The sequence below is a fragment of the Lactiplantibacillus plantarum genome (assembly GCF_014131735.1).
GTDB lineage: Bacteria > Bacillota > Bacilli > Lactobacillales > Lactobacillaceae > Lactiplantibacillus > Lactiplantibacillus plantarum.
On the sequence record NZ_CP039121.1, the window covers coordinates 3,165,472 to 3,188,232 of the forward strand.

Annotated in this window: 24 protein-coding genes; 7 read left to right on the forward strand and 17 right to left on the reverse strand. The window is 45.4% G+C overall.

The genetic code is table 11. From position 1 onward, the window contains the following. Positions 1 to 108: 108 nt before the first annotated feature. On the reverse strand, positions 109 to 432 hold the full coding sequence (locus tag E5260_RS14935; protein WP_003641695.1) for an ArsR/SmtB family transcription factor: 324 nt from the start codon (positions 430 to 432) through the stop codon (positions 109 to 111). Positions 433 to 598: 166 nt separating this feature from the next. Here E5260_RS14935 and E5260_RS14940 point away from each other — a divergent pair, with 166 nt between their 5' ends. After that, positions 599 to 1,603, forward strand: a complete 1,005-nt coding sequence (locus E5260_RS14940) for an NADP-dependent oxidoreductase (RefSeq protein WP_003641694.1) — start codon at positions 599 to 601, stop codon at positions 1,601 to 1,603. Between the two features lie 37 nt (positions 1,604 to 1,640). Then, on the forward strand, positions 1,641 to 2,315 hold the full coding sequence (locus tag E5260_RS14945) for a type 1 glutamine amidotransferase domain-containing protein (RefSeq protein WP_003641693.1): 675 nt from the start codon (positions 1,641 to 1,643) through the stop codon (positions 2,313 to 2,315). A gap of 30 nt (positions 2,316 to 2,345) precedes the next feature. Here the strand turns inward: E5260_RS14945 and E5260_RS14950 are convergent, their stop codons facing one another. The 6 genes from E5260_RS14950 to E5260_RS14975 form a co-directional block, all read right to left on the reverse strand. After that, positions 2,346 to 2,837 carry a GNAT family N-acetyltransferase gene (locus E5260_RS14950; protein ID WP_003641692.1) on the reverse strand — a complete coding sequence of 164 codons (492 nt, stop codon included), beginning with the start codon at positions 2,835 to 2,837 and terminating at the stop codon, positions 2,346 to 2,348. Between the two features lie 187 nt (positions 2,838 to 3,024). After that, a complete protein-coding gene (locus E5260_RS14955) occupies positions 3,025 to 3,909 on the reverse strand; it encodes an EamA family transporter (RefSeq protein WP_003643649.1) in 885 nt (294 codons plus the stop codon). Between the two features lie 5 nt (positions 3,910 to 3,914). Then, positions 3,915 to 4,286, reverse strand: coding sequence for a DUF3658 domain-containing protein (locus E5260_RS14960; protein ID WP_003641690.1), 372 nt, complete (start codon positions 4,284 to 4,286; stop codon positions 3,915 to 3,917). Between the two features lie 29 nt (positions 4,287 to 4,315). Continuing rightward, complete coding sequence (locus E5260_RS14965; RefSeq protein ID WP_003641689.1) at positions 4,316 to 4,591, reverse strand: hypothetical protein; 276 nt, start codon at positions 4,589 to 4,591, stop codon at positions 4,316 to 4,318. A 17-nt stretch (positions 4,592 to 4,608) separates the two neighbouring features. Beyond that, positions 4,609 to 6,627 (reverse strand): elongation factor G, encoded by a 2,019-nt coding sequence (locus E5260_RS14970; protein ID WP_003641688.1) that lies wholly within the window; start codon positions 6,625 to 6,627, stop codon positions 4,609 to 4,611. Positions 6,628 to 6,888: 261 nt separating this feature from the next. Next, positions 6,889 to 7,536: an FMN-dependent NADH-azoreductase gene (locus tag E5260_RS14975; RefSeq protein WP_003641686.1), complete on the reverse strand. Its 648-nt coding sequence runs from the start codon at positions 7,534 to 7,536 to the stop codon at positions 6,889 to 6,891. 117 nt (positions 7,537 to 7,653) lie between these two features. On the opposite strand from E5260_RS14975, the gene E5260_RS14980 reads away from it, so the two are divergent. Continuing rightward, positions 7,654 to 8,574, forward strand: a complete 921-nt coding sequence (locus tag E5260_RS14980; protein ID WP_003641685.1) for a helix-turn-helix transcriptional regulator — start codon at positions 7,654 to 7,656, stop codon at positions 8,572 to 8,574. 87 nt (positions 8,575 to 8,661) lie between these two features. On the opposite strand, the gene E5260_RS14985 is transcribed toward E5260_RS14980, so the two are convergent. Beyond that, a complete protein-coding gene (locus E5260_RS14985) occupies positions 8,662 to 9,330 on the reverse strand; it encodes a type 1 glutamine amidotransferase (protein ID WP_003641684.1) in 669 nt (222 codons plus the stop codon). Between the two features lie 143 nt (positions 9,331 to 9,473). Here E5260_RS14985 and E5260_RS14990 point away from each other — a divergent pair, with 143 nt between their 5' ends. Both E5260_RS14990 and E5260_RS14995 read left to right on the forward strand, forming a co-directional pair. Further along, the gene (locus E5260_RS14990; protein WP_003646159.1) at positions 9,474 to 9,923 is read left to right on the forward strand and encodes an ASCH domain-containing protein; all 450 of its coding nucleotides are present in this window, start codon (positions 9,474 to 9,476) and stop codon (positions 9,921 to 9,923) included. An 82-nt stretch (positions 9,924 to 10,005) separates the two neighbouring features. Next, on the forward strand, positions 10,006 to 11,442 hold the full coding sequence (locus E5260_RS14995) for a 4-hydroxyphenylacetate 3-hydroxylase N-terminal domain-containing protein (RefSeq protein ID WP_003641682.1): 1,437 nt from the start codon (positions 10,006 to 10,008) through the stop codon (positions 11,440 to 11,442). Between the two features lie 72 nt (positions 11,443 to 11,514). On the opposite strand, the gene E5260_RS15000 is transcribed toward E5260_RS14995, so the two are convergent. Together E5260_RS15000 and E5260_RS15005 are read right to left on the reverse strand one after the other, a co-directional pair. Continuing rightward, positions 11,515 to 12,261, reverse strand: coding sequence for a tyrosine-protein phosphatase (locus E5260_RS15000; RefSeq protein WP_003641681.1), 747 nt, complete (start codon positions 12,259 to 12,261; stop codon positions 11,515 to 11,517). 148 nt (positions 12,262 to 12,409) lie between these two features. Further along, the gene (locus E5260_RS15005; protein WP_003641680.1) at positions 12,410 to 13,753 is read right to left on the reverse strand and encodes a threonine/serine exporter family protein; all 1,344 of its coding nucleotides are present in this window, start codon (positions 13,751 to 13,753) and stop codon (positions 12,410 to 12,412) included. A gap of 273 nt (positions 13,754 to 14,026) precedes the next feature. Here E5260_RS15005 and E5260_RS15010 point away from each other — a divergent pair, with 273 nt between their 5' ends. Beyond that, positions 14,027 to 15,043: a choloylglycine hydrolase family protein gene (locus tag E5260_RS15010; RefSeq protein ID WP_003641679.1), complete on the forward strand. Its 1,017-nt coding sequence runs from the start codon at positions 14,027 to 14,029 to the stop codon at positions 15,041 to 15,043. An 85-nt stretch (positions 15,044 to 15,128) separates the two neighbouring features. On the opposite strand, the gene pgmB is transcribed toward E5260_RS15010, so the two are convergent. The 6 genes from pgmB to arsC all read right to left on the reverse strand — a co-directional run bounded on the left by pgmB (position 15,129) and on the right by arsC (position 20,997). Continuing rightward, positions 15,129 to 15,800 (reverse strand): beta-phosphoglucomutase, encoded by a 672-nt coding sequence (pgmB, locus tag E5260_RS15015; protein WP_003643642.1) that lies wholly within the window; start codon positions 15,798 to 15,800, stop codon positions 15,129 to 15,131. Between the two features lie 329 nt (positions 15,801 to 16,129). After that, entirely contained in the window at positions 16,130 to 17,665 is a 1,536-nt protein-coding gene (locus tag E5260_RS15020; RefSeq protein WP_003641676.1) for a PucR family transcriptional regulator, read from the reverse strand. Positions 17,666 to 17,833: 168 nt separating this feature from the next. Beyond that, positions 17,834 to 18,487 (reverse strand): nitroreductase family protein, encoded by a 654-nt coding sequence (locus E5260_RS15025; protein ID WP_003641675.1) that lies wholly within the window; start codon positions 18,485 to 18,487, stop codon positions 17,834 to 17,836. A 27-nt stretch (positions 18,488 to 18,514) separates the two neighbouring features. Then, positions 18,515 to 19,360 (reverse strand): acetoacetate decarboxylase family protein, encoded by an 846-nt coding sequence (locus E5260_RS15030; RefSeq protein ID WP_003641674.1) that lies wholly within the window; start codon positions 19,358 to 19,360, stop codon positions 18,515 to 18,517. Between the two features lie 31 nt (positions 19,361 to 19,391). Further along, a complete protein-coding gene (locus E5260_RS15035) occupies positions 19,392 to 20,252 on the reverse strand; it encodes an SDR family NAD(P)-dependent oxidoreductase (RefSeq protein ID WP_003641673.1) in 861 nt (286 codons plus the stop codon). A gap of 319 nt (positions 20,253 to 20,571) precedes the next feature. Next, complete coding sequence (gene arsC, locus E5260_RS15040; RefSeq protein ID WP_003641672.1) at positions 20,572 to 20,997, reverse strand: arsenate reductase (thioredoxin); 426 nt, start codon at positions 20,995 to 20,997, stop codon at positions 20,572 to 20,574. A 335-nt stretch (positions 20,998 to 21,332) separates the two neighbouring features. On the opposite strand from arsC, the gene E5260_RS15045 reads away from it, so the two are divergent. Beyond that, positions 21,333 to 21,758: a flavodoxin family protein gene (locus E5260_RS15045; RefSeq protein ID WP_003641671.1), complete on the forward strand. Its 426-nt coding sequence runs from the start codon at positions 21,333 to 21,335 to the stop codon at positions 21,756 to 21,758. 69 nt (positions 21,759 to 21,827) lie between these two features. Here the strand turns inward: E5260_RS15045 and E5260_RS15050 are convergent, their stop codons facing one another. Further along, on the reverse strand, positions 21,828 to 22,715 hold the full coding sequence (locus E5260_RS15050; protein WP_003643641.1) for a LysR family transcriptional regulator: 888 nt from the start codon (positions 22,713 to 22,715) through the stop codon (positions 21,828 to 21,830). Between the last annotated feature and the right edge of the window lie 46 nt (positions 22,716 to 22,761).

Sequence of the window (22,761 nt, forward strand, 5' to 3'; positions counted from 1 at the left end):
ACTGGTGATTCAGTGCGCTGAAATGCATAAGTGAACTAAAAGCTGGTACTTTTGGAATGAGAGGCGTCATTCCAAAAGTACCAGCTTTTTTCACTCTGATTCATTTTTTTATTCGTCTACAGACTGAGTATGGGCTAAATCGGCTTCTAATGACGCAGTGAGTGCCTTCAATAGTTTTAGAGTCGCCGTCATGTTAGCGCGGTAATAACGTTCAGTACCTGTTTTGCTAACCGCTAAAATGCCGGCATCCAGCATCAACTTCAAATGGTGCGATACGGCCGGCCGTGATAAGGCGATTTGCGCTGTAATTTGGTTAACCGTCATCTGATCAGTCCGGCACAGCATCACCAAAATCCGTTGCCGATTTTCGTCTTGAAGAATTGTAAAAATCGGAACACCCTTCTTAAATATTGCCATCGTTCGTTCTGCCAAAAAATCACACCTTTCCAATTACGGTTCGTATTCTTAAACCATTTAACGCTTGCTAAAATTGAAAGTCAAGAATTAATCGTTGACTTTTTGTAAGTAAGCGACTAGAATCAACAGCATGGTTTGTTCAAGATGTTAAACATTTAAACCAATATGTTAGGAGTCCACTATGAAAGCTGCCATTATTACTAAATACAAGCAAATAACCCCCATGGTGACAGAAGTCCCTGTTCCGACAATAGCTCCCACCGATGTTCTCGTCAAAATCGTTGCCGCCAGTGTCAACCCAATCGATTTGAAAACCAAAGATGGCGATCTAAGATTGTTACTACAATACACCATGCCACTAATTATGGGCAGTGACTTTGCCGGTGTAATTACTGCCGTTGGCGACCAAGTACCGGGCTTTAAAGTTGGTGATGCTGTTTACGGTCGCGCACCCAAAGATCGAATTGGAACCTTTGCTGAATTTATCGCCATTGATCATCAAGCCATCGCACTGAAACCAGCCAATCTCAATTTTGAAGAAGCCGCTGCAATTCCATTAGTAGGTTTAACCAGTTACCAAGCACTACACGATATAATGAACATCCAGCCGGGACAGAAGGTTTTCATTCCCGGCGGTTCGGGTGGTATTGGGATTATTGCCATTCAACTGGCCAAATATCTCGGCGCTTACGTCGCAACCACTACCAGTGCGAAACATTTTGACCTCGTTCAATCACTAGGTGCTGATAAAATCATTGACTATCATCAGCAAGACTTTACTGATGTATTATCCCATTACGATGCCGTATTAGATACTCGTGGCGGGCAATCCCTCGAGGCCGCTTTTCAGATTATCAAACCAGGCGGTCAGATTGTCAGCATTGCCGGACTGCCAAACGCGCGTTTTGGTAAGGATTACGGACTGCCAATATGGAAACAATGGTTATTGGGTCTAGCAACGCGGAAACTGAGTCAACTGGAACAACAAGCCCAAGCTACCTATTCGTTTCTGTTCATGCAACCTAGTGGCCAGCAACTTGTACGCCTGCGACAACTAATTGAACAGGACGTTATTAAGCCAGTTATTGATCGGATTATCCCCCTCACCGACATCAACGACGCGTTAGAATACTCGCATTCCGGTCATGCTACCGGTAAAATCATTATCAGTATTCAACCTAATTAGCTAACTTCAAATCAATCTTTTTAAGGAGTCATGATCAATGAAAAAAGTTTTAATTGTCGAAACCAATATCACTCGTTACCAAGGAACTAATGAGCCGACTGGTCTTTGGTTAGGTGAAGCCGCTGAGTTCGTCGATGAAATGCAGCAAGCCCAAATTGCCGTTGACTATGTTAGTCCTAATGGTGGCTTCGTGCCCCTTGACCCGCGTAGTATGAAATATACCGATGCCGCCACAATGGCCGTGTATGAAGATTCTGACTTCATTAATCGGGCCCTTAAGAACACGCTCAAGCCTAGTCAGGTCGATCCCGATGATTACACTGCTATTTACTATACCGGGGGCCACGGTGTGATGTGGGACTTTCCGGACAACCCTGAGTTACAAGCCATCGCACTGGCCATTTATCAACATGGTGGATATGTGACCTCCGTTTGTCACGGAATTGCTGGCCTCCTAAACATCAAAGACCAAACGGGCCAATACTTGATTGCTGGCAAAACCATTACGGGCTTTATCGCAACTGAAGAGCTGATTGCCGGCAAAAAACGGATCGTCCCGTTCCTTAACCGTGAACGAGCTACTGCTCACGGTGCTATCTTTAGTCAGCATCGATTTTATCGCGAATATGCAATTACTGACGGCCAATTGATCACTGGTCAAAATCCGTTCTCAGCACGCGCGGTCGCACGCCAATTGATTGCTAAACTATAAAAAAACGAGCACAAGGCTCGTTTTTTTGCGTTAATCTTCAAAAATCCGCTCATGCAAAACACCAAACGGCGCATGATCGACATAAATCTGACCAGTGTCGTGAAATCCATTACGTTGATAAAAACGCTGGGCCACAGCATTATTTGCCAGAACAAGTAGATAATTCTGTGGATAGACCGCCTTTAAGCGACGGTGGGCCTGGATTATTAATTGCTGACCAATGCCATGATGATGATAGTTCGGGTGAACATATAGCGAATACAGTTCGCCCCACCCCTCATAGTTCGCATGTCTGGCCGGACCAAATGTGCAAACACCCACAACTTCACCATCAGCCGTCATTGCCAGCAACATATTTTGCCACCGCCGTTCCGGCCGCCAAGTTGCTGGCGTCAATTGCTGTAAATAACTTGCAGGCATCAAATCACGATATGCTGATTGCCAGGTCTCATAATATAACTGTCGAATTTTTCCAAAATCACTGTCTGCTTCAGCGCGGACGATCCGATAGGTTAGTGCCATCAGCCTGACCACCTTTCAATTCAAGTTGTCCCTAAGTGAGGCACATTTTATCATTTATATAAATAAGGTACCCACCAACTATTCATAAAGAGCATCAATTAGATGAATGTTTCACGTGAAACAAAAAACACAGTACAAAAATGAATCCAGTACAACATGTTCATTTTGAGTTTGGTATTGACCTGAACTATGGCCGAACTCGTCGCATATTTAACACGTTTGGCAGAATTACGGCCGTAATAATAATGACCACGCCAACCATTTGCACCCAATCAATAGTTTCATCAAGCAGTACAAATGCAACAACAATCGAGGCTGGTAATTCTAAAGAAGAAAGGATTGGGCCAATGCCAAGCTCTAAGTACGGCATAAACAATGAATACATAACCAGTGGGAAAACCATTGAGAATAGTGCAATCAGTACTCCCCAGCCGACTGTTGCTGGCGTGGTGGGTGCCGTAACTAATTGCGGTGACCACACGATAGCAATGAGTATGAAAGCGCCCAAACACAGTAACCATGTTTTCGATAACGGGTCTAAGTTATTGCCTAAGCTAGCCGTAAACTGCATCGTGCAAGCATACGAGCATGCCGCTAAAAAACTTAATATCAAGCCCCACGGCGAGAGCGCCTGCGTAATTGGAAACAGACCAGCAGCTAAAATCGTGCCTATCAATACCAAAATAATGCTAACCACTTGCAGTCGGGAGGGACGCCGATGATGAATCACTGCTCCTAGTAATGTTGATAACCAGACCGCCTGCATCAACATTACCGCGGCCACAGCAACTGGGATAAGCTTTAACGCCTGTATGTAAAAGGTGTTAGTAAATCCCGAAGCCGTTCCAGCCGAAATTACCAGTCCGATTTGCTTCCAATTCGTTTGCTGATTACGCAAACGTGCACGGCGTAAAATTTGAATCACACCTAAAATCACAACCGCACTCAGAAAGGACCAGAATAGCAATGGGCCATTGACAACCCCCTGCCGACGCGCAATTTTAAATAGTGACGCCGGAATTCCAAAACTAATGGCCCCTAAGCCAACGAACAGGGGCGCAATTTTCTTCACATTAATCATCCTCTCGTTGACAAGATATGTTGGAGCCGGGCACGATACCACCAGTCTGGCAAGCCCAGTGAGTAGCGCATCAGCATCTCACCAATAATTTGCACAATTGGGCGTCCCGGTTGTATTTGGCGTTCTAACAAGCTGTCATAAAAGTCCTCTGGGGCACTGACTAAGTGCCCGTTAAGATTGACCCGTAACGGCTCATTTTCTACCACGAGCGCTTGCCATTCATAACTATGAGCACGCTGTTCGTCCTCAGAAACGTCTTGTGCCAACTGTAAGTAATGCGCAATATCCGCTGGCAATACTTCCGATAAATCCGACAAAGTCTGTAAAGCTAGACCTGGCCGAGTTATCACTTGACTTAGCGGTACCATCACTTGTCTCAATTGCGCGTCTGTGTCTGCTAACTGCTGACACAACCAGTCGAATCATCGGGCATGGTAGACCACCATACTCGTAGCACGCCCCCCTGCTCAACTTGAGACTTTAATATTACCAACGCTTGCTTGACAACCGTGGCATCGGTACTGTGTGACATGATAGCAAGCTGTGCTGGATCATCAGTTGTCAATCGAGTTAAATCACCGATTTGTAACGACAATGGCAAACTCAATACTGGCTGGTGCAACTCATGTTGCAAGGTTACCGCGAACGTCGAATTAAACGTCACATCCATCATCTGACTTTCCTCAATTTCTATTTTGATGGCGCCTTAAAATGTGCCAATTCCGTATTCGAATAAACGTACGGGACGTGCGCCATCTCTGGCACTTGATTCCAAGCTACCGGATAACCCGCACCATGTGCGCAAAAGACCGAGTCCGGTGTATTTTCTAAATCTGCTGTGGGGACATATTTGGCCTTATCGACAACAGCCATCTCGTTATGACACGGCCGATAGCCATCCACGATACATTCCAATTGCCCCTGCCCATGCGTGTAAGCTCGAACCGTCTGTGAATAGTCCTGCATCGCTGCTACTGGCGCCGTTCCCGTAATTGTCGTCAAGTCAGTCCCGTCCGTGGCTACGCTTGTATTAGCGACTGGTGCGTCAAACTGACCATTCATCCGCTGAATATCAGTCATCGCCCGGCCAACTTGTTCCTGACCAACTTCTAGACGGAACCGATACCACGGCTCCAACAACTGACAATCACCACGTTGTTTTAACATCATCAAGCCTTGACGCAACGCGCGCCACGTCGCTTCACGAAAGTCACCACCAACCGAATGAACATTGCTAGCCCGACCACTAACCAGTGTTACCTTAACATCCGTTAGTGGTGCGCCAATCAGGACACCCGCTTGTGTTTTGGCTTGTAGGTTTGACACGACTTGGTGTTGCCAATTTCGGCCAAGCACTTCCAATGAACAATCGGTCGTAAATTGAAGCCCACTTCCCCGCGGTGCGGGCGTCAGCAACAAATGTACTTCCGCGTAGTGTCGTAACGGTTCAAAATGCCCAACACCTTCAACAGCTTGGGTAATCGTCTCTTGATACAAGATACTCCCCGTTCCAAACTTTACAGTCAGTTGAAAACGATCCTGCAAGATTTGTTGCAAAACTTCCAGTTGAATCGTTCCCATGACCTGTACTCGCAATTCCTGAAGTGGTTCTGACCAAGTCACGTGTAATTGTGGATCCTCATCTTCAAGTTGACGCAAGACTGCTAAGCAGGTGTGTAACTCCTCACGCTGAGGATCAAGTGCGTAAGTCAGTACGGGCTGCATGACGGGTTGTAGACTAGTTGCTGCCTGTCCCAATCCTTGCCCCGGCCGCGTTCCCGTTAGACCGGTAATGGCACCAACGGATCCTGCCGTCAGCGCGGACGTGGTCGCATACTTAGTCCCGTTGTAAACCCGTAACTGATTGACTTTTTGGTCATCATACACGATATCTTTAGGTCGTAAGGTGCCACCGGTCATCCGAATCCAAGTAAGCCGTTCACCTTGATCATCATGCGTAATCTTGAACACCCGCGCGCCAAATTCAGGACGCGTTAATTGTGGCGTCGTCCAATAATCAAGACCAGCCATTAGCGCATCAACCCCGTCCAGCTTAAGTGCCGCGCCAAAATAACACGGAAAAACTTCCCGCCGTTGAATCATCTGCCGAATCGTGGCATCACTTAACGTCCCTGTTTCTAAGTAATCCGTTAACACTTCGTCATTTTGCATCGCAATATCTTCAACTGCCGCAGTCGGTATGACTGGCCGATCTTCCAACGTGTCCCCGGCTCCCGGCGTGTTAAACGCCACACAACCAGGCGATAATGTCTGTTGAATTTGTTGTATCAATTGGTCGCTATCCGTCCCCGGCGCATCCATCTTATTTACAAACAGAATGGTAGGAACGTCATAACGGGCTAATAATCGCCATAACGTCCGCGTGTACCCCTGCACACCATCAGTCGCTGAAACGACTAAAATTGCGACGTCCAAAACCGACAGTACTTGTTCAGTCTGGGTCGCAAAATCGACGTGGCCCGGGGTATCCAAGAGTGTTAAATTAATGTCTTTATATTGTAAATTAGCTTGGTGTGAAAAAATCGTAATACCACGCTGTTTTTCAAGCACATCCGTATCTAAAAAAGCATCGCCATTATCGACGCGCCCTAATTGCCGTAGCGCGCCAGACCGGTATAGTAATGCTTCTGACAGCGTCGTTTTACCGGCATCGACGTGGGCAATAATTCCCGCTACAATCCGTTTCATATTGGGCTCCCTTCACGATTAGTGAATCACTGCTTCCAGTATACCGGTTCTCAGCACTGAACGGCTAGTAAAGGTCTGCCACTAACGTTAAATATGCATGAATTTTGGCGTGTTTTAGTCCAATGTTAATCACCAAAATCAGGCTAGTTACTTTCCATAGTTGCGATCACTTTAAAGTAGTGGTGACCCATTTCCCGTGCAGTATCGCAAAAAAGGTATCCGTAGCCTACAACTACCGATACCTTAAAATCATTTTCAGACTTAATCATAAAAACGCTCAAAAGCTGCCTTCAGGTCCATTTTAGCTTGCTTTAATGCCTGTGATACCGCCACCCCGTTCGTTTGCAGTCCTTGTGCACGGACAATCTCAAACCGATCAAACCCCATAATTTCAGTAAACATCTTGTCAAGATACAGCCGAGAAAATTCCATGGGTGTATAACGGTCATTACGAGTATAGATTGACCCACTGGCCTGCAGTAACATGACACGATAATTATCGGTCATCAAACCCACTGATCCATTTTCGGTATAACGAAAAGTCTCCCTGGCAACTAAGATATTATCGATATAGTCCTTTAACCGTGCCGGCACGTTGAAATTATGCAACGGCATCGCAATCACAATCCGATGATGAGCTTTAAACTGTTGTAGGAGTTGCTGCTTGATTGCAAACAGGCGTTGTTCCTCAATCGATAAATTTACATGTTGCGCTTGCTTTTCCCAGATTCCCAGCAATTCAGGTACCGTTGCTTGGGGAATCACCGTATCATACAAATTGATCACATCCACAGTATCATTAGGAAAGCGAGTCTGAAAAAGTTGCAAAAAAGCTTGTTCTAGTTGAACTGAGTAGTGCGCCGCATTACGAAAATCGGGATGTGCATTAACAATCAAAGTCTTAGTCATTTAAATATCTCCTTAATTAATAATCTATTTATTGGTTGTTTTTGACAACAGTTATATACTACAGTCGAAAGGTGCCAATCCATGTCACCATTAAAATCATTTTTAGGAGTTATTTATATGAACCGCTCTGAACGTCTTAATCAAGAATTGATCTTTCTCAGTTACCGACAAGAATTCCACATCAAAGAACTCATGCAAGAATTCAATATCTCCAAACGGACCGCCTTGCGCGACGTTAACTCGTTAGAACAACTTGGTTTGTCCATTTACGTTGAACCGGGACGTTACGGTGGCTACCAAATCATGCAACAACAACTATGGGTACCCATCTTATTAAACAGCCAGGAAATTAATGCGCTCTTTTTTGCGCTCAAAGCACTCAGTTTATTGTCGGCGACCCCCTTTGAAAAGTCCTACCATACAATTTACAAAAAACTCATGGCAACACTATCTTTAAGCAACCAGCGCCAGGTCGCCAAATTGCAACGTGTGGTTAACTACTACTCAATTCCTAACTTGGATGCCCCAACCCATTTAAGTGATTTATTAACGGCTATCCTTGATGAAAATGTTGTCCAGTTAACGATGACTACTGTGACAGCTGGGTTTCAGATTTTTGATTTATTATATCGGCATGGCATTTGGTTTTTCAGTGGCGTCAATCTCGATAACAATGCTTGGGGCATCTATCGCTGTGATACGATCAAAGCATTTCAAACCAGTGAGCAACCAGCTCGGTATACTTGGAAACAGCTCGCGCAACGGCAACGGTCCTACGATCACCATCATCACAATATACGTTATAAATGTGCACTAACACCTCTAGGCCGTGAACATGTACAAAAGAATAATTATCCTAATATGCACTTAACACATCAGAACGACCAAGATTATCTCATTGGTGGTTATAATCAAGATGAATTAGCCTATATGGTCGACTATTTACTGGGACTTGGCCGCAACGTTAGAATTATTTATCCGGAAGCGTTAAAAACTGCCTATCTGCAAGAACTGCAGCAAATTCAAGATTTCTATTAACGTTTGGTTTTCTGAACAAAAATGTCGGTAGCCCCGTCAAGGACTACCGACATTTTTACTAACCTGATTATTCTCTTCTTAACTGCTTTATTCAGCCGTAATATAATTCAAAATTGCATTCAGAACTTGTTGATTCTCTCGTGGTACCGGCGTTTGTAAAATTTCTGCTGCTGTTTGGTTTAGGACCGACCCCGCAATATACCGATAATCATTGACGACCATCTCACGAACATTGTCCGCAGCCGGCTCAAAGTGAAATTGTAACCCCACTACCCGATGCTTCCATACGAAACCCTGATTGGTCACACGATCACTAGAGAACAACAGCGTTGCTTCGGCTGGAACGGTGAACATCTCCTCGTGCCAATGCAAGACCGACAGTTTTGCTGGAATCCCCGGAATCACGGGACTCTGTCGGTAAATCGGTGCCCAACCTACTTCCTTAGCTGGCGCCTTAGTGACTGGGTATCCTAAGGTCTTCGCAATTTGTTGCGCGCCGTAACACGCACCAAACATTGGGATATCGCGGTCCAATAATTGTTGAATCAAGTCTCGTTCCTGCTTGATCCATGGCAGCGTATCGTTGGGACTCATCGGTCCGCCGAGGATAACAAGCATCTCCGTCTCATCCGCCGTTGGGAGAACACCGAATTGATACGGGTGATAGACATACATGGTATGACCATGGGCATGCGCCCAATCAGCAATCATTCCAGGGCCCTCATTGGGGGTATGTTGCAACACATTAATTCGCATGATTAGTCCTTTCCACAACGGCAATGTTTGGTCTGGGTATCGCCTGCAATTACCCAAGATAGAGTCATTATACCACGCTAATTACTTGAGCCATGGGCGCTTATGTTAAACTTAAAACCGATCATAATTTAGAGGTGATAATAATGGACGTCCAATCTTTTTTCGAACAAGCTAAAACGACGCTCAAATTGACACAAAGTACCCCATTACAAAGTGCTTATCAGTTTGGCAGCGATCCTGATAAACTTGCACAGCTCGTACTAACTGGCACAAAAACGGCTACCACCAGCGCTTATGACCTATACGAAACTGATGAACCACTGCCAAAAGTGGGCGCTTATGACGTCATCTTAGATGCTCATAATCAGCCTGTCTGTGTGACCCGGACCGATCAAGTCATGATTACGCCTTACTTGGACATCGATGCAACCCACGCTTACTTAGAAGGTGAAGGCGATCGTACTTATGCCTATTGGCGCCGTGTTCATGATGCCTTCTTCAAGCAGGAGTACCAAAGCGAGCATCAGCGCTTTGATCCCCATACTGCACAAATGGTTCTGGAACGCTTCCACGTCGTTTATCCCGTTCACTAAAAATAGCGTTCCAATCAGCACTGGTGAATTCGCTTCCATTAGTGGTATATTGGAATAGAACTTTCATTAGGGGGAACGACACATGCATACTATCGAACAACTCAATGACGGGCGCGCGGTCTATCTAAATGGTCACCGCGTCAATGTCGCCGATGTGCCCATTTTTCGTAAAACTTTAGCACTCAATAATCAGTACTATGACCTGCAACACAACCATCCCGAAGTACATACTTATCAGGAAAATGGTCACCGCTACGATATTGCTTTCAAAGTGCCACGCACCGTCGCTGATTTACAACAAAAGCACCGTGCTTATCAAGAAATTGCGCAAAGTAACAGCGGCATGTTAGGCCGCACACCGGATTTTCTTAATACTGGGATGGCCGTCTTAGCAGAACGCGCTGCCTTCCTCGGGCAAAATCAATATACTGATTTTGCAGCTAATGCCCGCAATTACGCTAAGGAGGTCAAAGCTAACGATATCTTCATTAGCCATGCGCTTCAAAACCCACAACTCAACCGTCAAAAAGCCATCAATGCCATTCCGTCTGGATACGCGGGTGTTCATACCATTGAACGTAATCAAGATGGAATCTTCGTTTCTGGTGCCAAAATGGTCAATACGATGGCCCCAATTGCTGATGACCTCCTGATTTTTAATCCGCCGGAACTGTTGTTAGAAAACGGCGATAGTAGTTATGCTGTCGCCTTTGCTACGCCACTCAATAATCCGGGCGTCAAGATCATTTGTCGCAAATTATTAGATCATCCCACCGCTTCCATTACGGATTACCCACTCAGCAACGCCCTTGATGAGATTGACGCCTACATTGTCTTTGATCACGCCTTTATTCCGTGGTCAAAAGTATTTGTTGAAAATAATGTTGAAATGAGTAATCGTTTCTTCATCGATTCAGGCATGTTTAGCCACACTTCCCATCAAGATGAGGTTCGAGGTATTACTAAGCTTGAGTTAGCAACCAGTTTAGCGCTTCGGATTGCTCATATCTTAGGATTAGATGGTTTCTTAGGTGTCCAAGAAAAACTCGGTCGGTTAACCGCTAATCTGGAACTCATCAAGGGTACCATCACCCGTTCAGAAGACAACGGTCATCTGGACGAATTCGGTATCTATACGCCCAGTCTCCAAGCTTTGCAAGCGGTTCGCTCGACCCTTCCCGAATACTATGACGAGGCCTTGCGCGTGACTCAACACTTAGCGGCCGGTTCCATGGTTGGCGTGCCAAGTTTTGCGGAATTTGACGGCGATAATGCGACAATCCTCAACCAGGCACTCACGACGGACCGAGCCACCGCTAAAACCCGCACGCGCTTGTTGAACTTAGCCTTCGATTTAACAAGTTCTGGCTTTGGTCAGCGCCAATTGATGTACGAATACTATCATGGTGGTGATCCAATGCGTATTCGTGCCCAACATTATCAACGCGCCGATTTACAGGCTGGCAATCAGATGATTGACCGACTATTGTCAGCGGACAACGCAAACACCCATGAATAAGTAATCACACCAATACCCAGGTTAGTCCTTAAGTGAGTATTGGTGTGATTTTTTGCGCCTTTATATTATTGACTATTTAGTCAAATATAATTCGCGTAACTGTTGACATTCCGCTGAGGTCAGCCCTAGACCCGTCTGCAAGTAATTTGAAAATGTGTCGTACCGGGCTTTGATGACTTCAAAGTAATGGCTCAGGTAATCAGCGTCTACTAATAATGCCTGGTTCACGGCCCGTTGTTGCTCATCAGATAATTGCGACGCCATCGTCGCCAAGATTTGTTGATTAGCAGCCGCACGTGCTTGATTTGTGAGCAGATAGTCAGCCATGATTTGCTCGTCACTAATACCCAAAATTTTTAGAAATAAGGCGGCCCCGACGCCGGTGCGATCCTTACCGGCAAAACAATGGAACAGTAGTGGCTGATCTGGAACCAGTAGTAGCTGTATAAATTGACAATAACTTTGACGGGCAGTAGGATCTAACACTAGCTGTTCATATAACTGAACCATGCGGTCATGGACCGCCCCCGTACTACTAATCATCGATTGTAAACTTGCGTCGTTCGTCATGACTTGTGCTAGCACATCCAGCACGTGATACTGGACGTGTGGCCATGTCGCATCTGGAAATTGATGACGCTCATCAGCACTACGCATGTCCACGATTCGCGTAATGCCAAGCGTGGTTGCTAGATACTGCGTCTGTGCCGGTGTTAATTGATCCAATTGTCCTGACCGGTAAATTAAACCATCTTTGATTACTTGCTGATTTTTATTGCGATAACCACCTAGTGACCGTAAATTAGTAATCCCTTCCATGACCAAGCCCCCAGCTAGATTGATAACTTAATTGTAAACTGTCACCGTTAAATTTTCAGTCAAAGGCCATTTAAAAAGTCATTTAGTCACCAGACCTAACTGATCTGGTGACTAAATGACTTTTTAACCGCTAACTTGATAGACTCAATTAATCAAAGTGTCGCCATTCGTGATCCAACAACGCACGCGCTACAAATAGCCCGAGCGGTAAAAACATGATGATTAACACGGCCTTCGTCAGCCATAGTGAACCGACACCAATTTGATTATTGCCAATACTATAAATTGCACGATAAATATATAATCCCGGAACCATAATTACGATTGAAGGTACCGTCAATGAAATCCGGGGATAGCCGTTATAACGATTAACCACCGATGCGATCAAGCCGGCAACGAGCGCCCCACAAAAGGCGGCCGCGGCCGGTGGCATTGCTGTCAAGTCAACTAGTTCAAGGCGCAATGTATTCGCAATGGCCCCAATAAATCCCGCGGTAATGGCCATTTTTTGCGAGCTATTAAACATTATTGAGAACCCGTAAACACCGCAAAAACTAGCTGGTAATCGTAATAAAAGTACCGCTAACGGTGAAAGTCCTAGCGGTAAGAAATCAGCTGGCTTGAAGCTCACCAGTGTCGCGACTAGCCAGCCGACGAGAGTTGCAATCAGGGTAACCATAATCGCGTAAGCTAAGCGCTCCAGTCCTGAGCGCATATCCAACTTAGAGATATCCAACATACTCGTAATGAACGGAAAACCCGGAATCACGAATAACATGGCACCAATATACCCCGCCTCATGCTGGGCAAGAATTTGGAAATTATATTCAAAAATCTTAAAACTAACCATATAAGCCAAACACGCTACCGCAACGCTGACCGCAATCCCGGCAACCGTCGTCATCGACCGTTTACCCATCAGCGCCCGAACATAGTTACCAAGACCCGCGCCCAAAAAGGAACAAATCATCTCGGGAATACCCCCACCAAGTAAGAAGATAAATCCACTACAGGCTAAGCCAGCTGCCAACCCAAGAACCAGTGGCGAATACTGTTTAGGACGCGTCTGAACTTCATCAATTGCTGCATGCACTTGTGCCACCGTTAACCGTGCATATTTCGCATCAAAGTCTTTGACAAACTGTTCAAGAATATTTAGTTTATCCGTATTTACACCAGTATTTGGTATCGATAATACTTGCGTATAACTACGTTCATGATGAAAACACGTGTACTGAATCGAAATCAACCCGATATCTGCCGAGCACGTTAAATTCAGGCTGCGAGCAATCTTATTCATCGCATCACGAACCCGCCACGCTCCCGTCCCACACGACAACATTAAAATGCCAACTCGACCAACAATTGATGTTCGCTCTTGTAAGCTAGCATGCTTAGCGGGAACATCTTCATTACGGATAAAGTCCTTCCATGGAATTGTCATATGATGTCGTTGTGATAGCGGCATCACCGACTTACGCTCTTTATTCATTTCTTCCTCCGTCTTAGATCGTTCATTATGTTAGTAGCTTTCCCCCTTATTTTAGGCTACTAACATCATTTATGATAGCGATTTTGTCATTTTAAAAGCATAATGTTTCACGTGAAACATTAGCCTCATGATGAGTTTCCCCAGCTTGTTAATTGAACTACCCCCTCAAAAGTAAACTTGATTACCATTCGTTAATTTAAGCGTCACAATTTTCGCCGCTATCCGCAATCATATGATAAGTTACCGATATCATCTAATAAAGGAGCGATTTGTATGTGCACTAGTCTAACTTATACAAATAGTCATGGAGGCCACTTCTTAGCTCGTACAATGGATTTTAACGTTGACTTTGAGACCCGTATTATGTTCATGCCTCGACATTACCGCGTGACGGGTGACCTTGGTGATTTCACCACGACTTATGGCTTTATTGGCGCGGGTCGCCAACTGAACCATGAAATTTTCACGGACGGCGTTAACGAATGTGGTGTCAGCATCGCAGCACTCTACTTTCCGAATCATGCAATTTACCAGCCTCACAGTAACCAAGACAAAATCGATCTCGCACCCCACGATTTCGTCGCCTGGGTACTCGGAAAAATCACTAGTGTTGCTGACCTACGTGAGCGCGTCAAAGACGTTCAATTGATTAGTAGCACGGCAGAATTAATTAACGAAATTCCACCACTTCACTTTATCATTAGTGACCAAACCGGTGAAACCGCCGTCTTGGAACCAACTAGTGGCGAGCTTCGCCTGATTAATAACCCAGTCGGCGTCCTGACCAATTCACCGAACCTCAAATGGCAGCTACAAAACTTAAGTAAGTATGGCACCCTGACTAACACCGAGCGGCCACTAAATAAATTCATTAACTACCAACCTGGTTCACAGGGACCTGGTACGGGCGCATTAGGTCTACCTGGTGACTATACTTCGATGTCTCGCTTTGCACGGACCGTCTTCTTGAAACACTATGCGCTAGTGCCAGCGACAACAACAGATACAGTCAACTTACTTCAACACATCTTGAATGCTGTGACTATTCCCAAGGGCGCCAAAGTAGCCGCCAACGGCCAAGCAACCTATACTGAGTACCGTAGCTACATGGACTTGAATCATCAAACGTACGCACTAGATCTGTACGAAAATCCGGGAGTGATTCAGCAAGTTAACTTAACGGATCATTTATTAGAAAAACAGACCGTTCCGTTAGAATACGTCCTTAGTCGCACCCCACACGTCCAGTTACTAACTCCCGATGTTGCCACCTTGCCAGCGGCCCATTAAGACTTTCAGAAAAGCAGTAACTCAAAAAAGCTTGCATCACAAATCTAGTTGACTTTGTGAAGTAAGCTTTTCGTATTATTTAAACTTAGGCTAACGCGGCTTTTAGATTAGCTAAGGTTAATTCGCTCGTTGAAGTGAAGTTAACATCCGCACCCGTCAAAATGGCAGGATCACCAATCCCAATCGACGTTTCACCAGCACCATTAATTGACTGAATACCGACCTTAGCATCTTCAACGCCCGCACATTCTTCAGGCTTCAAGCCAAGCACTTCCGCGCCACGTGCGAAGATCTCTGGATCTGGCTTACCGTGTTTCAAGGTTGCGGGATCCACCCGGGCTTCAAAGTAATGCGCCAAGCCTAACTGTTCCAGAACCAATGGTGAATTCTTAGAAGCTGAGGCCAAGGATAAACGATACCCATGCTTGGCGAGATCGGCTAAGAAGTCTTCGATACCAGGTAAAATTGCAGTTTTATCCATTCCCTTCAACAGGTTCAGATAATTAGTATTTTTCTTGGCTGCGTAAGCCACTTTTTCAGCTTCCGTATAGTCGTTTTCCTTACCACCCGTTTTTAAGATTAAGTTCAACGAGTCCATTCGACTAACACCCTTTAAATTATCGGCAAGTTCTTCACTCCAGGCAACGCCCAACTCGTCAGCTAATTGATGCCAAGCTTGTGAGTGATAAACGGACGTATCCGCAATCACGCCATCTAAATCAAATACAAACCCTTTAATATCTGCAAATTTACTCATTAATGGTTCCTCCTCGTTAATTACCAGCACAATTGATTGCTGGGTACCGGACAACTGCGCAATCATCAATAGATGCGCCAAGAGTGACGGCTACCCGTCTTGTTTTGAAGCACACCGTTAATGTTCACTTAACATTATAAAACGCTTTCAGTTTCAATGCAACCGGTTGCATAACAATTTTAATGACGACTGTTGCTAATCACATGCCTGCCCGCCGATCAAATCGCAATGGCGGCCCCATTATTGCCGTCCATCCTGAATTTACGGATTTACTAATAATGACTGATCCAACCATTTTTCCACAAACGGTTGCACGCTTTTATGCCCACTTAATCTTGGGTCGGAATTGGAATATCCGGTCGATACTGGTACTGATGCTGGGTTAAAAATTGCCGTAATTTAAAACTAGCAGCCAATTTAAAGCACGTTTCCGCATCCCGTAAATCGCATCCGGTCAGTGTTGTGATATGGTGCAGTCGATTACGCAGTGTATTTGGATGAACGTATAATTGCTTAGCCGTGCGGGTCAAATTACAAGTCGCCCGTAAGTAGACATCTAATGTTGGTACCAGTTCTGTATGGTTTTGCTGATCATAGGCTAACAACAAACGTAGGGCTGGATTAATAAAGAACGGTAAGATCTCAAGATGATTAACTCGTGCCAACGCAAGATTATAGAATTGGTCTTCACAAAAAATCACCCGACCACGGCCAGTCTTCAGTTGCGCCGTTCGTTCACAAACTGTATACGCGGCAAAGGTATCTTCCGGATTAACGTAGTGCTGAGACACGATCAAGCGGCAATCCGCTTGCTTCGTAATTTGCTGCAACGTTAGTTTAAATTGATTCTGATTATATGCGACCAGACTAATTGGGATCAGTGCCACACATTGTTGCTGATAAGTCGAAACCAACACTTGTTTGAATCGTGGCATCATCAAGTACTGTAGTCGCTGCTGTAAAATCATCGGTGCTTGATCAGCTAGTGGTTCGCAGCGGATTAACACCATGGCTGTCGGTAATTGCACGTGTTGTTCAGCAAACTGATCAGCAAACGTTCCCCCTTGATGTTCCGTCAATAATAAGTTTAATAACCGGTCCCGTTGCGATTCAGCTGTTGGCATAATCTGATTTTTAACTAACGAGCCAGCGATAACCTGACCAATCGAATTGATCAGTAGTGCTTGTCGATCATTCAGTGGTTTATTGAGTGCTGGCATCACCAAATAACCGATCGGCTCGGTGCCATTTGCTAACGGCGTAATTAGCATGGGCCCCGCCGACAACTGATCTTCCGCCACATAGACTTGCGTTAAAAAATCCGGCGTATCCGGTGCAAATCCGTGGTCTAACAGCCAGCGTCCGACTCGATTCGTCTCAACTGCAGCGTGAATACTAGTCCCATTGAGTTGCGTCGTATGCGACCGTGTCAGAATCTCCCCGTTCAGATCAATAATCGCCAGCGGATTCTCTAATAAGTGTACTGCTTGGGCCAGTGTGGTATCAAAATCCGCCGTGATTGCTTGGATAGCGAGCTGATTGATGGCTGCTTGAATTTGAACATCGTGGTGTAAGCACTGACCAAGCGTCATTAATAATTTCAATAACTGATTTTGTGCCGCAATGATCGTAGTCAGACCGGTTCCCAGATTTACTAGTCCGACCGACTGACGATGGCCGTGCCAACTATAAGCAAGTTGAACTAGCTGACCCGAGTCGGGGGACAAATATAACCGGTGGCTTGCTAACACTTCCGTCGGATCAACAAATTGGACGTGAGTAACTTCGGGATTATGTGTAAATGTTGGATCGACAGTCACCTCAAACGTTGTGGCTAACTGCCGCAATAACGGCTTTAATTGCATACTCAAGTAACCTCCTTATTCACGCTTGTCGCCTTCATCATAAATAATGTAAGCGCTTTTGTAAAGAGGCCTACTGACAACCCACCACCCCACTCGAAAGGCCCTCAGCTTTCTTAGGCCCGTATTCGGACAAAAAAGAGCGGGAATCCCGCTCTTTTCATAAACCTATTAGGCTAAGAAATCAGTCTGTGTTTTGGCATCGTACCGAGTCGTATGGAGCGGTTCTTGCGCTGCTTTCCCGATTGCGATCCCCATTACTGGCACGTATCGTTTAGGATCAAGACCCAGCGTCGGAATCATCTTTTCAAAGTCAATTCCGGAGAACGCATTGGCATCATACCCATGAGCCCGTGCCACTAGCAGCAACTGCATCCCGACAACGGAACAATCAATCGTCGCATCGAATTTCAAGAAATCTGGTGTGGCATTTTCATATAATGGTAAGAAGGTTCCCAGAATCTGATCCAAGCGTTCCTTCGTAATATTCCCATCCTCATAAACTTTGTTCCAGACATCGCGATAAACATAATGCGACTGGGTGTCACCGGCAATAAAGACGATGGCCGATGCACTGTCGACCTGTGGGTAGTTGAATTTCATCACGGCTTGTTTGAACTTAGCCTTTGCCTCGGGGGTATCCACGACGACAAAGTGCCATGACTGTAAATTACATGCCGATGGCGCGGTGGCTGCTTCCGCAATCATCTTTTGTAACTCATCACGTCCAATTTTAACGTTCGGGTCAAACTGCCGAACTGAATGGCGGTTAAACATCACGTCTGCTAAATCATTGTTCACCAAATTTTTCACTGCTTCTGACATCAGCTATTCCTCGCTTTCGTAATCGGCCTAAATAATGTAAGTCGCTGCCTTGGGATTGAAGAAACTCCGGTCATACCGACCCGTTAAGAGCTTTGGCATTGTTGTCGCAGCATCAACTTCGTCCAACTTCAGTGTGTTGAACATAACTGACGTGTCGAAGTGGAACCAAGCGGCACCGAGTGGCTTCAAGACCTTCAATTCGCCAAATGGATCATCATCGGTTGACTCCAACTGAATACTTAGGTTCCCAGGTTCAACTTGATCAGCTAAGGACCGTAATTGAGTCGCAACTAATTGGACATTACTGAAATGGTTCGTCCCATCTTCATGTTGATCAATGTCATATTTATAGAAGAAACTATTCATTTCGGCTTCCTTACCTAACGCGAGCTGCCCCGCAAATTGTTTCATAATTGACGGATCATTCAGTTCACCGGCCGTCCACGAAACGTTCAGTAATGTCTTGCCATGGCGTTCGACCGTGGCTGTCGCACTGTTGTCATTCCGGCGCAATTCGATGTCATCCGCTAATTTCTTAGGAATCCCAGCACCTTCCCGACCTGCAATCACACCACTCTCCGCCCCGGGACCGTGGAGTAAGAGGTTAATCGGGTAAGCGCCCATCATTTTATCCTTGTAGCTAACTAACGCAAATAGGCTTTCTTCAAGGTATGGGGCACTAAAAGTCGGTTTTCCCATATGAACGACATAACCGCAAACCACCGGTGCCATTAATTTTAATGGTGCTGGAATTAAAGCCTTAAGCACCGCTTCGTCAGTGGCATAAGCAAACCCAATACCTTCCTGGTCATTCATGCTTGGTGCTGTCAAAAAGTTCTTAACATCCTGATCACTTGCAATAAAACTTGCCATGGTAAAACACTCCTTTGTTTGCGTGATTAGCTTACATGATACCGTCCATGATGTGCACGTCTGGTGCGCCATCCGTCACGATCCGTTTAACTCGGTCTTCAATCAGTGGATTATATTCTGGATGGGTCAAAATGTAGAAACGGTTATCCTCTAAGGCTTTAAAGACGGTATCGGCAATCGTATCAATTGGTTTCCCGTTGGTAATGACATACTTCGCAAATTGTTGTCCCTTTAAGTACGCTTCACTTTGATAATACGGGTCCGTTGGGTCGCTGTATTGCGCTGGCCGGTGATTTTCAGTGTGATAGAGATCCGTCTGAACAAAGCCAGGGCACATCACGTGCATGTCGATATCAATATTAGCCCGTTGTAAGTCATAGGCGGTCGCTTCAGTCATCCCAACAGAAGCGAACTTGCTAGCATGATAAGAAGGCATTCCGGGCGTATCAACTAAGCCGGCAATCGAAGCCACGTTAAGAATATCCGCATGGGTCTTCTGTTGAATCATAATTGGGATAACGCGCTTCATCGCATAAACTTGACTCATTAAGTTGATATGCATGATCCATTCCCAATCACGAGTCGGCAATTCCCAAATTCGGCCAGGTAGCGCGATCCCGGCATTATTAATCAGTAGGTCGATCCGCCCAAACTTTTCCATGGCCTGCTCAACCGCATCGTCGACACTAGCTTCCTTTGTAACGTCAGCGGTAACCATCAACACCTCGGCACCCTTGTCGAGAATATGTTGGTACGTTTTCTTCAAAGCTGGTTCGTCGATATCAACAATCGTGAGCTTCATACCCCGATCCGCGGCGCCTTCAGCAATAACTTGACCAAATCCGTGGGCCGCACCCGTGATAAACATAACTTTATCTTTAAAATCTTTCATGATGTTTTGCGTCCTCCTCGATGAAATTGTGATTTTATTAACTTATCAGTAAACATTAACCTGATGACCGGTCATTTATCTTGACTACGCTTTCATATTAACCCACTAAATTTGTTTGAGTAATGGATAAAAGTACTAGTCTTACGACGATTAAACTGTAGCTTTTATACATGTGTGTTGGTTCACAATTATAACTAACTAAAGTGTGGTTCCAACTTTAATTAGCTAATAAAAACGCATGCCAGCCCTTCTTAGCTTACATGCGCATCATTATAATTGGATTTATTTTCTTAATACTGCAACCGTTCATTGTGCACGGCTACGTTGCCGAAACATTCAAGGTCCGTGCCAGATCAATCACTCGTGCTTTGATCTGATCTCGGACCTGTCGAAATACTAGCAATTGGTCACTAACACTGCCAGTCGTGCGAGCCGGATCAGGCAATGGCCAGTGTAGCCTGGTCACCGTTGCCGGAGTGACGGGGCAGCGATCCCGTGCATCACCACACAACGTCACCACGACTGCACACTGATTAAGATAGGTCAGGTCGATTAATTTAGAAACCTGGTCACTGATATCAATACCCACCTCGCTCATTACTTGAACAGCTAGTGGGTTCAGGCCATGTGTCTCCACCCCAGCACTAGCAACTTGCCAGTTTGGTCCCAATAATTGCTGTGCAAAGCCTTCTGCCATCTGACTGCGACAGGCATTGCCCGTACATAAAAAATATATTTTTGGCATTTCGCCGTCCTCCTAAATTACTGACGATAACGACACTAATCGCGTATCATCACCAATATTATGCCCGCAAGAATCCCGCTTGCTCCGCTAATAACCATTAAGATACAACATCGTCATGCGCGTAACCGCGATAGATTGCTGTGACTATTCCAGCAATCGAATAAGCTAGCCTTAACCCTCAAGAATGCGCTCACTATATTTTTGTAATCGATTTCAAAACGATTTATACTAGAATTGATATTACAATATTATTCTAAACTTATAACCAGTCCCCCTGAGCAGTTACTCATCGCGAGAACGGTCTTATTTCAACTAATTTATCGGAGGTCTTTTCCATGACAGTAGCAATTCGTTATCAAACTCGCAATGGCAATACACAAGCATTTGCCGAACAAATCGCTAGCGTGGCAGGTGTTCCAGCACAATCCATCGATACACCTGTCGAACAAGCTGACACACTCTTTTTTGGCGGCGGTACTTATTTTATGAAACCCGACAAAACCGCATCTGCTTTTATGAAGAACCTTGATCCGACTAAGATCAAACAAATCGCCCTATTCACAACTTCTGGCGGACCAGAAATGGTTTCAGACAAAGCCCTGACAAAGATTGCCACCGAAAAGGGCATTCCCGTCATCGGCCACTTCCACCAAGTCATGGGTGGCAAAGGAATGAAAATCATCGGCAGTACTGGCGGCAAGCTCAAAGATGAGCAGATTGAACTCGTTAAGGAATTCGCTCAAAAAATGTTAGCTCAATAATGATTTGACGGCGCTCGCGTTGACTGAAAAAGTCAATGCGAGCGCTATTTTTGGATTAGTGCTGAAGACCTAATTAGCCCGTCTAATTTGACGTAGGACGTCAATGCACCGCTGCTGATTAGCGTTAGGCAAAAAGGACTTCCGCACCGCCAGTTGCATGTAACAGTGTAATTGCTCTTGGGCAGCTAGTGGAATCCCTACAACCTGATCACTTAGCACTACGGAATCTGCAATGACCACCCCAACACCAACGTTTTGAGCAACTAGACCTTCGACTAACGCGTTGGTAGCTGCCTCGTAGACGATTTTAGGCTGTATGTGGCCGCGCTGACAATATTGTTCTAATGCTAACCGTGGTAATGCGTGTTTAGGACGAGCGATGATAGGCACTCCTTGTAAGTCAGTTGCTCGAATCGTTTTTAAGTGACTTAATGGACTATTGACATTGGCCAAGACCTGCATCTGATGTTCCTCTAAGATGCTCACCCGTAAATCCGTGGCACGTTCTGGGACCAAAGTTGAAAAAACCGCTGCGTCTAACTTGCCTTGCCGCAAGTCAACTAACAATTGTTCTGAATCAGCAACGGTCGTTGTGACCTGGTCTAATAAATCAACTGAGATAAATTTTTTTATCACCCGGGGAAGCCAAATACCACCCGCAACATTGGAAAATCCGAGCCGAACTTGCTGCTCATTAGCGTGATGAACTTCCAGTGCCATCTGCGCAACGTCTTTTAAGAGTTGCTTAGACTTAATATACAAGGTCCGCCCCGCTGCCGTCGTTACTAGTTGGGCCCGATGGTTGGCCTGCGTTAGTAATACTGCTTGGTATTCTTCTTCCAATCGTCGTAAAGCTGCAGAAATAGCCGGTTGTGTGACGTGAAACTTGGTCGCCGTGGCCGTGTAATTTCCCGTTTCAACTAATGAACAGAAGTACTTTAAATCGCGTTCATTCACGTCAACGCCCCCATTCAATCTATTTAATACCTAATTTTAACACGAA

Excerpts from the sequence above, each read along its gene's own strand:
- E5260_RS14940 (WP_003641694.1), top strand. The coding sequence starts at position 599 with ATGAAAGCTGCCATTATTACTAAATACAAGCAAATAACCCCCATGGTG.
- E5260_RS14945 (WP_003641693.1), top strand. The coding sequence starts at position 1,641 with ATGAAAAAAGTTTTAATTGTCGAAACCAATATCACTCGTTACCAAGGA.
- E5260_RS14950 (WP_003641692.1), bottom strand. The coding sequence starts at position 2,837 with ATGGCACTAACCTATCGGATCGTCCGCGCTGAAGCAGACAGTGATTTT.
- E5260_RS14960 (WP_003641690.1), bottom strand. The coding sequence starts at position 4,286 with ATGGTACCGCTAAGTCAAGTGATAACTCGGCCAGGTCTAGCTTTACAG.
- E5260_RS14965 (WP_003641689.1), bottom strand. The coding sequence starts at position 4,591 with ATGATGGATGTGACGTTTAATTCGACGTTCGCGGTAACCTTGCAACAT.
- E5260_RS14970 (WP_003641688.1), bottom strand. The coding sequence starts at position 6,627 with ATGAAACGGATTGTAGCGGGAATTATTGCCCACGTCGATGCCGGTAAA.
- E5260_RS14975 (WP_003641686.1), bottom strand. The coding sequence starts at position 7,536 with ATGACTAAGACTTTGATTGTTAATGCACATCCCGATTTTCGTAATGCG.
- E5260_RS14980 (WP_003641685.1), top strand. The coding sequence starts at position 7,654 with ATGAACCGCTCTGAACGTCTTAATCAAGAATTGATCTTTCTCAGTTAC.
- E5260_RS14985 (WP_003641684.1), bottom strand. The coding sequence starts at position 9,330 with ATGCGAATTAATGTGTTGCAACATACCCCCAATGAGGGCCCTGGAATG.
- E5260_RS14990 (WP_003646159.1), top strand. The coding sequence starts at position 9,474 with ATGGACGTCCAATCTTTTTTCGAACAAGCTAAAACGACGCTCAAATTG.
- E5260_RS14995 (WP_003641682.1), top strand. The coding sequence starts at position 10,006 with ATGCATACTATCGAACAACTCAATGACGGGCGCGCGGTCTATCTAAAT.
- E5260_RS15000 (WP_003641681.1), bottom strand. The coding sequence starts at position 12,261 with ATGGAAGGGATTACTAATTTACGGTCACTAGGTGGTTATCGCAATAAA.
- E5260_RS15005 (WP_003641680.1), bottom strand. The coding sequence starts at position 13,753 with ATGAATAAAGAGCGTAAGTCGGTGATGCCGCTATCACAACGACATCAT.
- E5260_RS15010 (WP_003641679.1), top strand. The coding sequence starts at position 14,027 with ATGTGCACTAGTCTAACTTATACAAATAGTCATGGAGGCCACTTCTTA.
- pgmB (WP_003643642.1), bottom strand. The coding sequence starts at position 15,800 with ATGAGTAAATTTGCAGATATTAAAGGGTTTGTATTTGATTTAGATGGC.
- E5260_RS15020 (WP_003641676.1), bottom strand. The coding sequence starts at position 17,665 with ATGCAATTAAAGCCGTTATTGCGGCAGTTAGCCACAACGTTTGAGGTG.
- E5260_RS15025 (WP_003641675.1), bottom strand. The coding sequence starts at position 18,487 with ATGTCAGAAGCAGTGAAAAATTTGGTGAACAATGATTTAGCAGACGTG.
- E5260_RS15030 (WP_003641674.1), bottom strand. The coding sequence starts at position 19,360 with ATGGCAAGTTTTATTGCAAGTGATCAGGATGTTAAGAACTTTTTGACA.
- E5260_RS15035 (WP_003641673.1), bottom strand. The coding sequence starts at position 20,252 with ATGAAAGATTTTAAAGATAAAGTTATGTTTATCACGGGTGCGGCCCAC.
- arsC (WP_003641672.1), bottom strand. The coding sequence starts at position 20,997 with ATGCCAAAAATATATTTTTTATGTACGGGCAATGCCTGTCGCAGTCAG.
- E5260_RS15045 (WP_003641671.1), top strand. The coding sequence starts at position 21,333 with ATGACAGTAGCAATTCGTTATCAAACTCGCAATGGCAATACACAAGCA.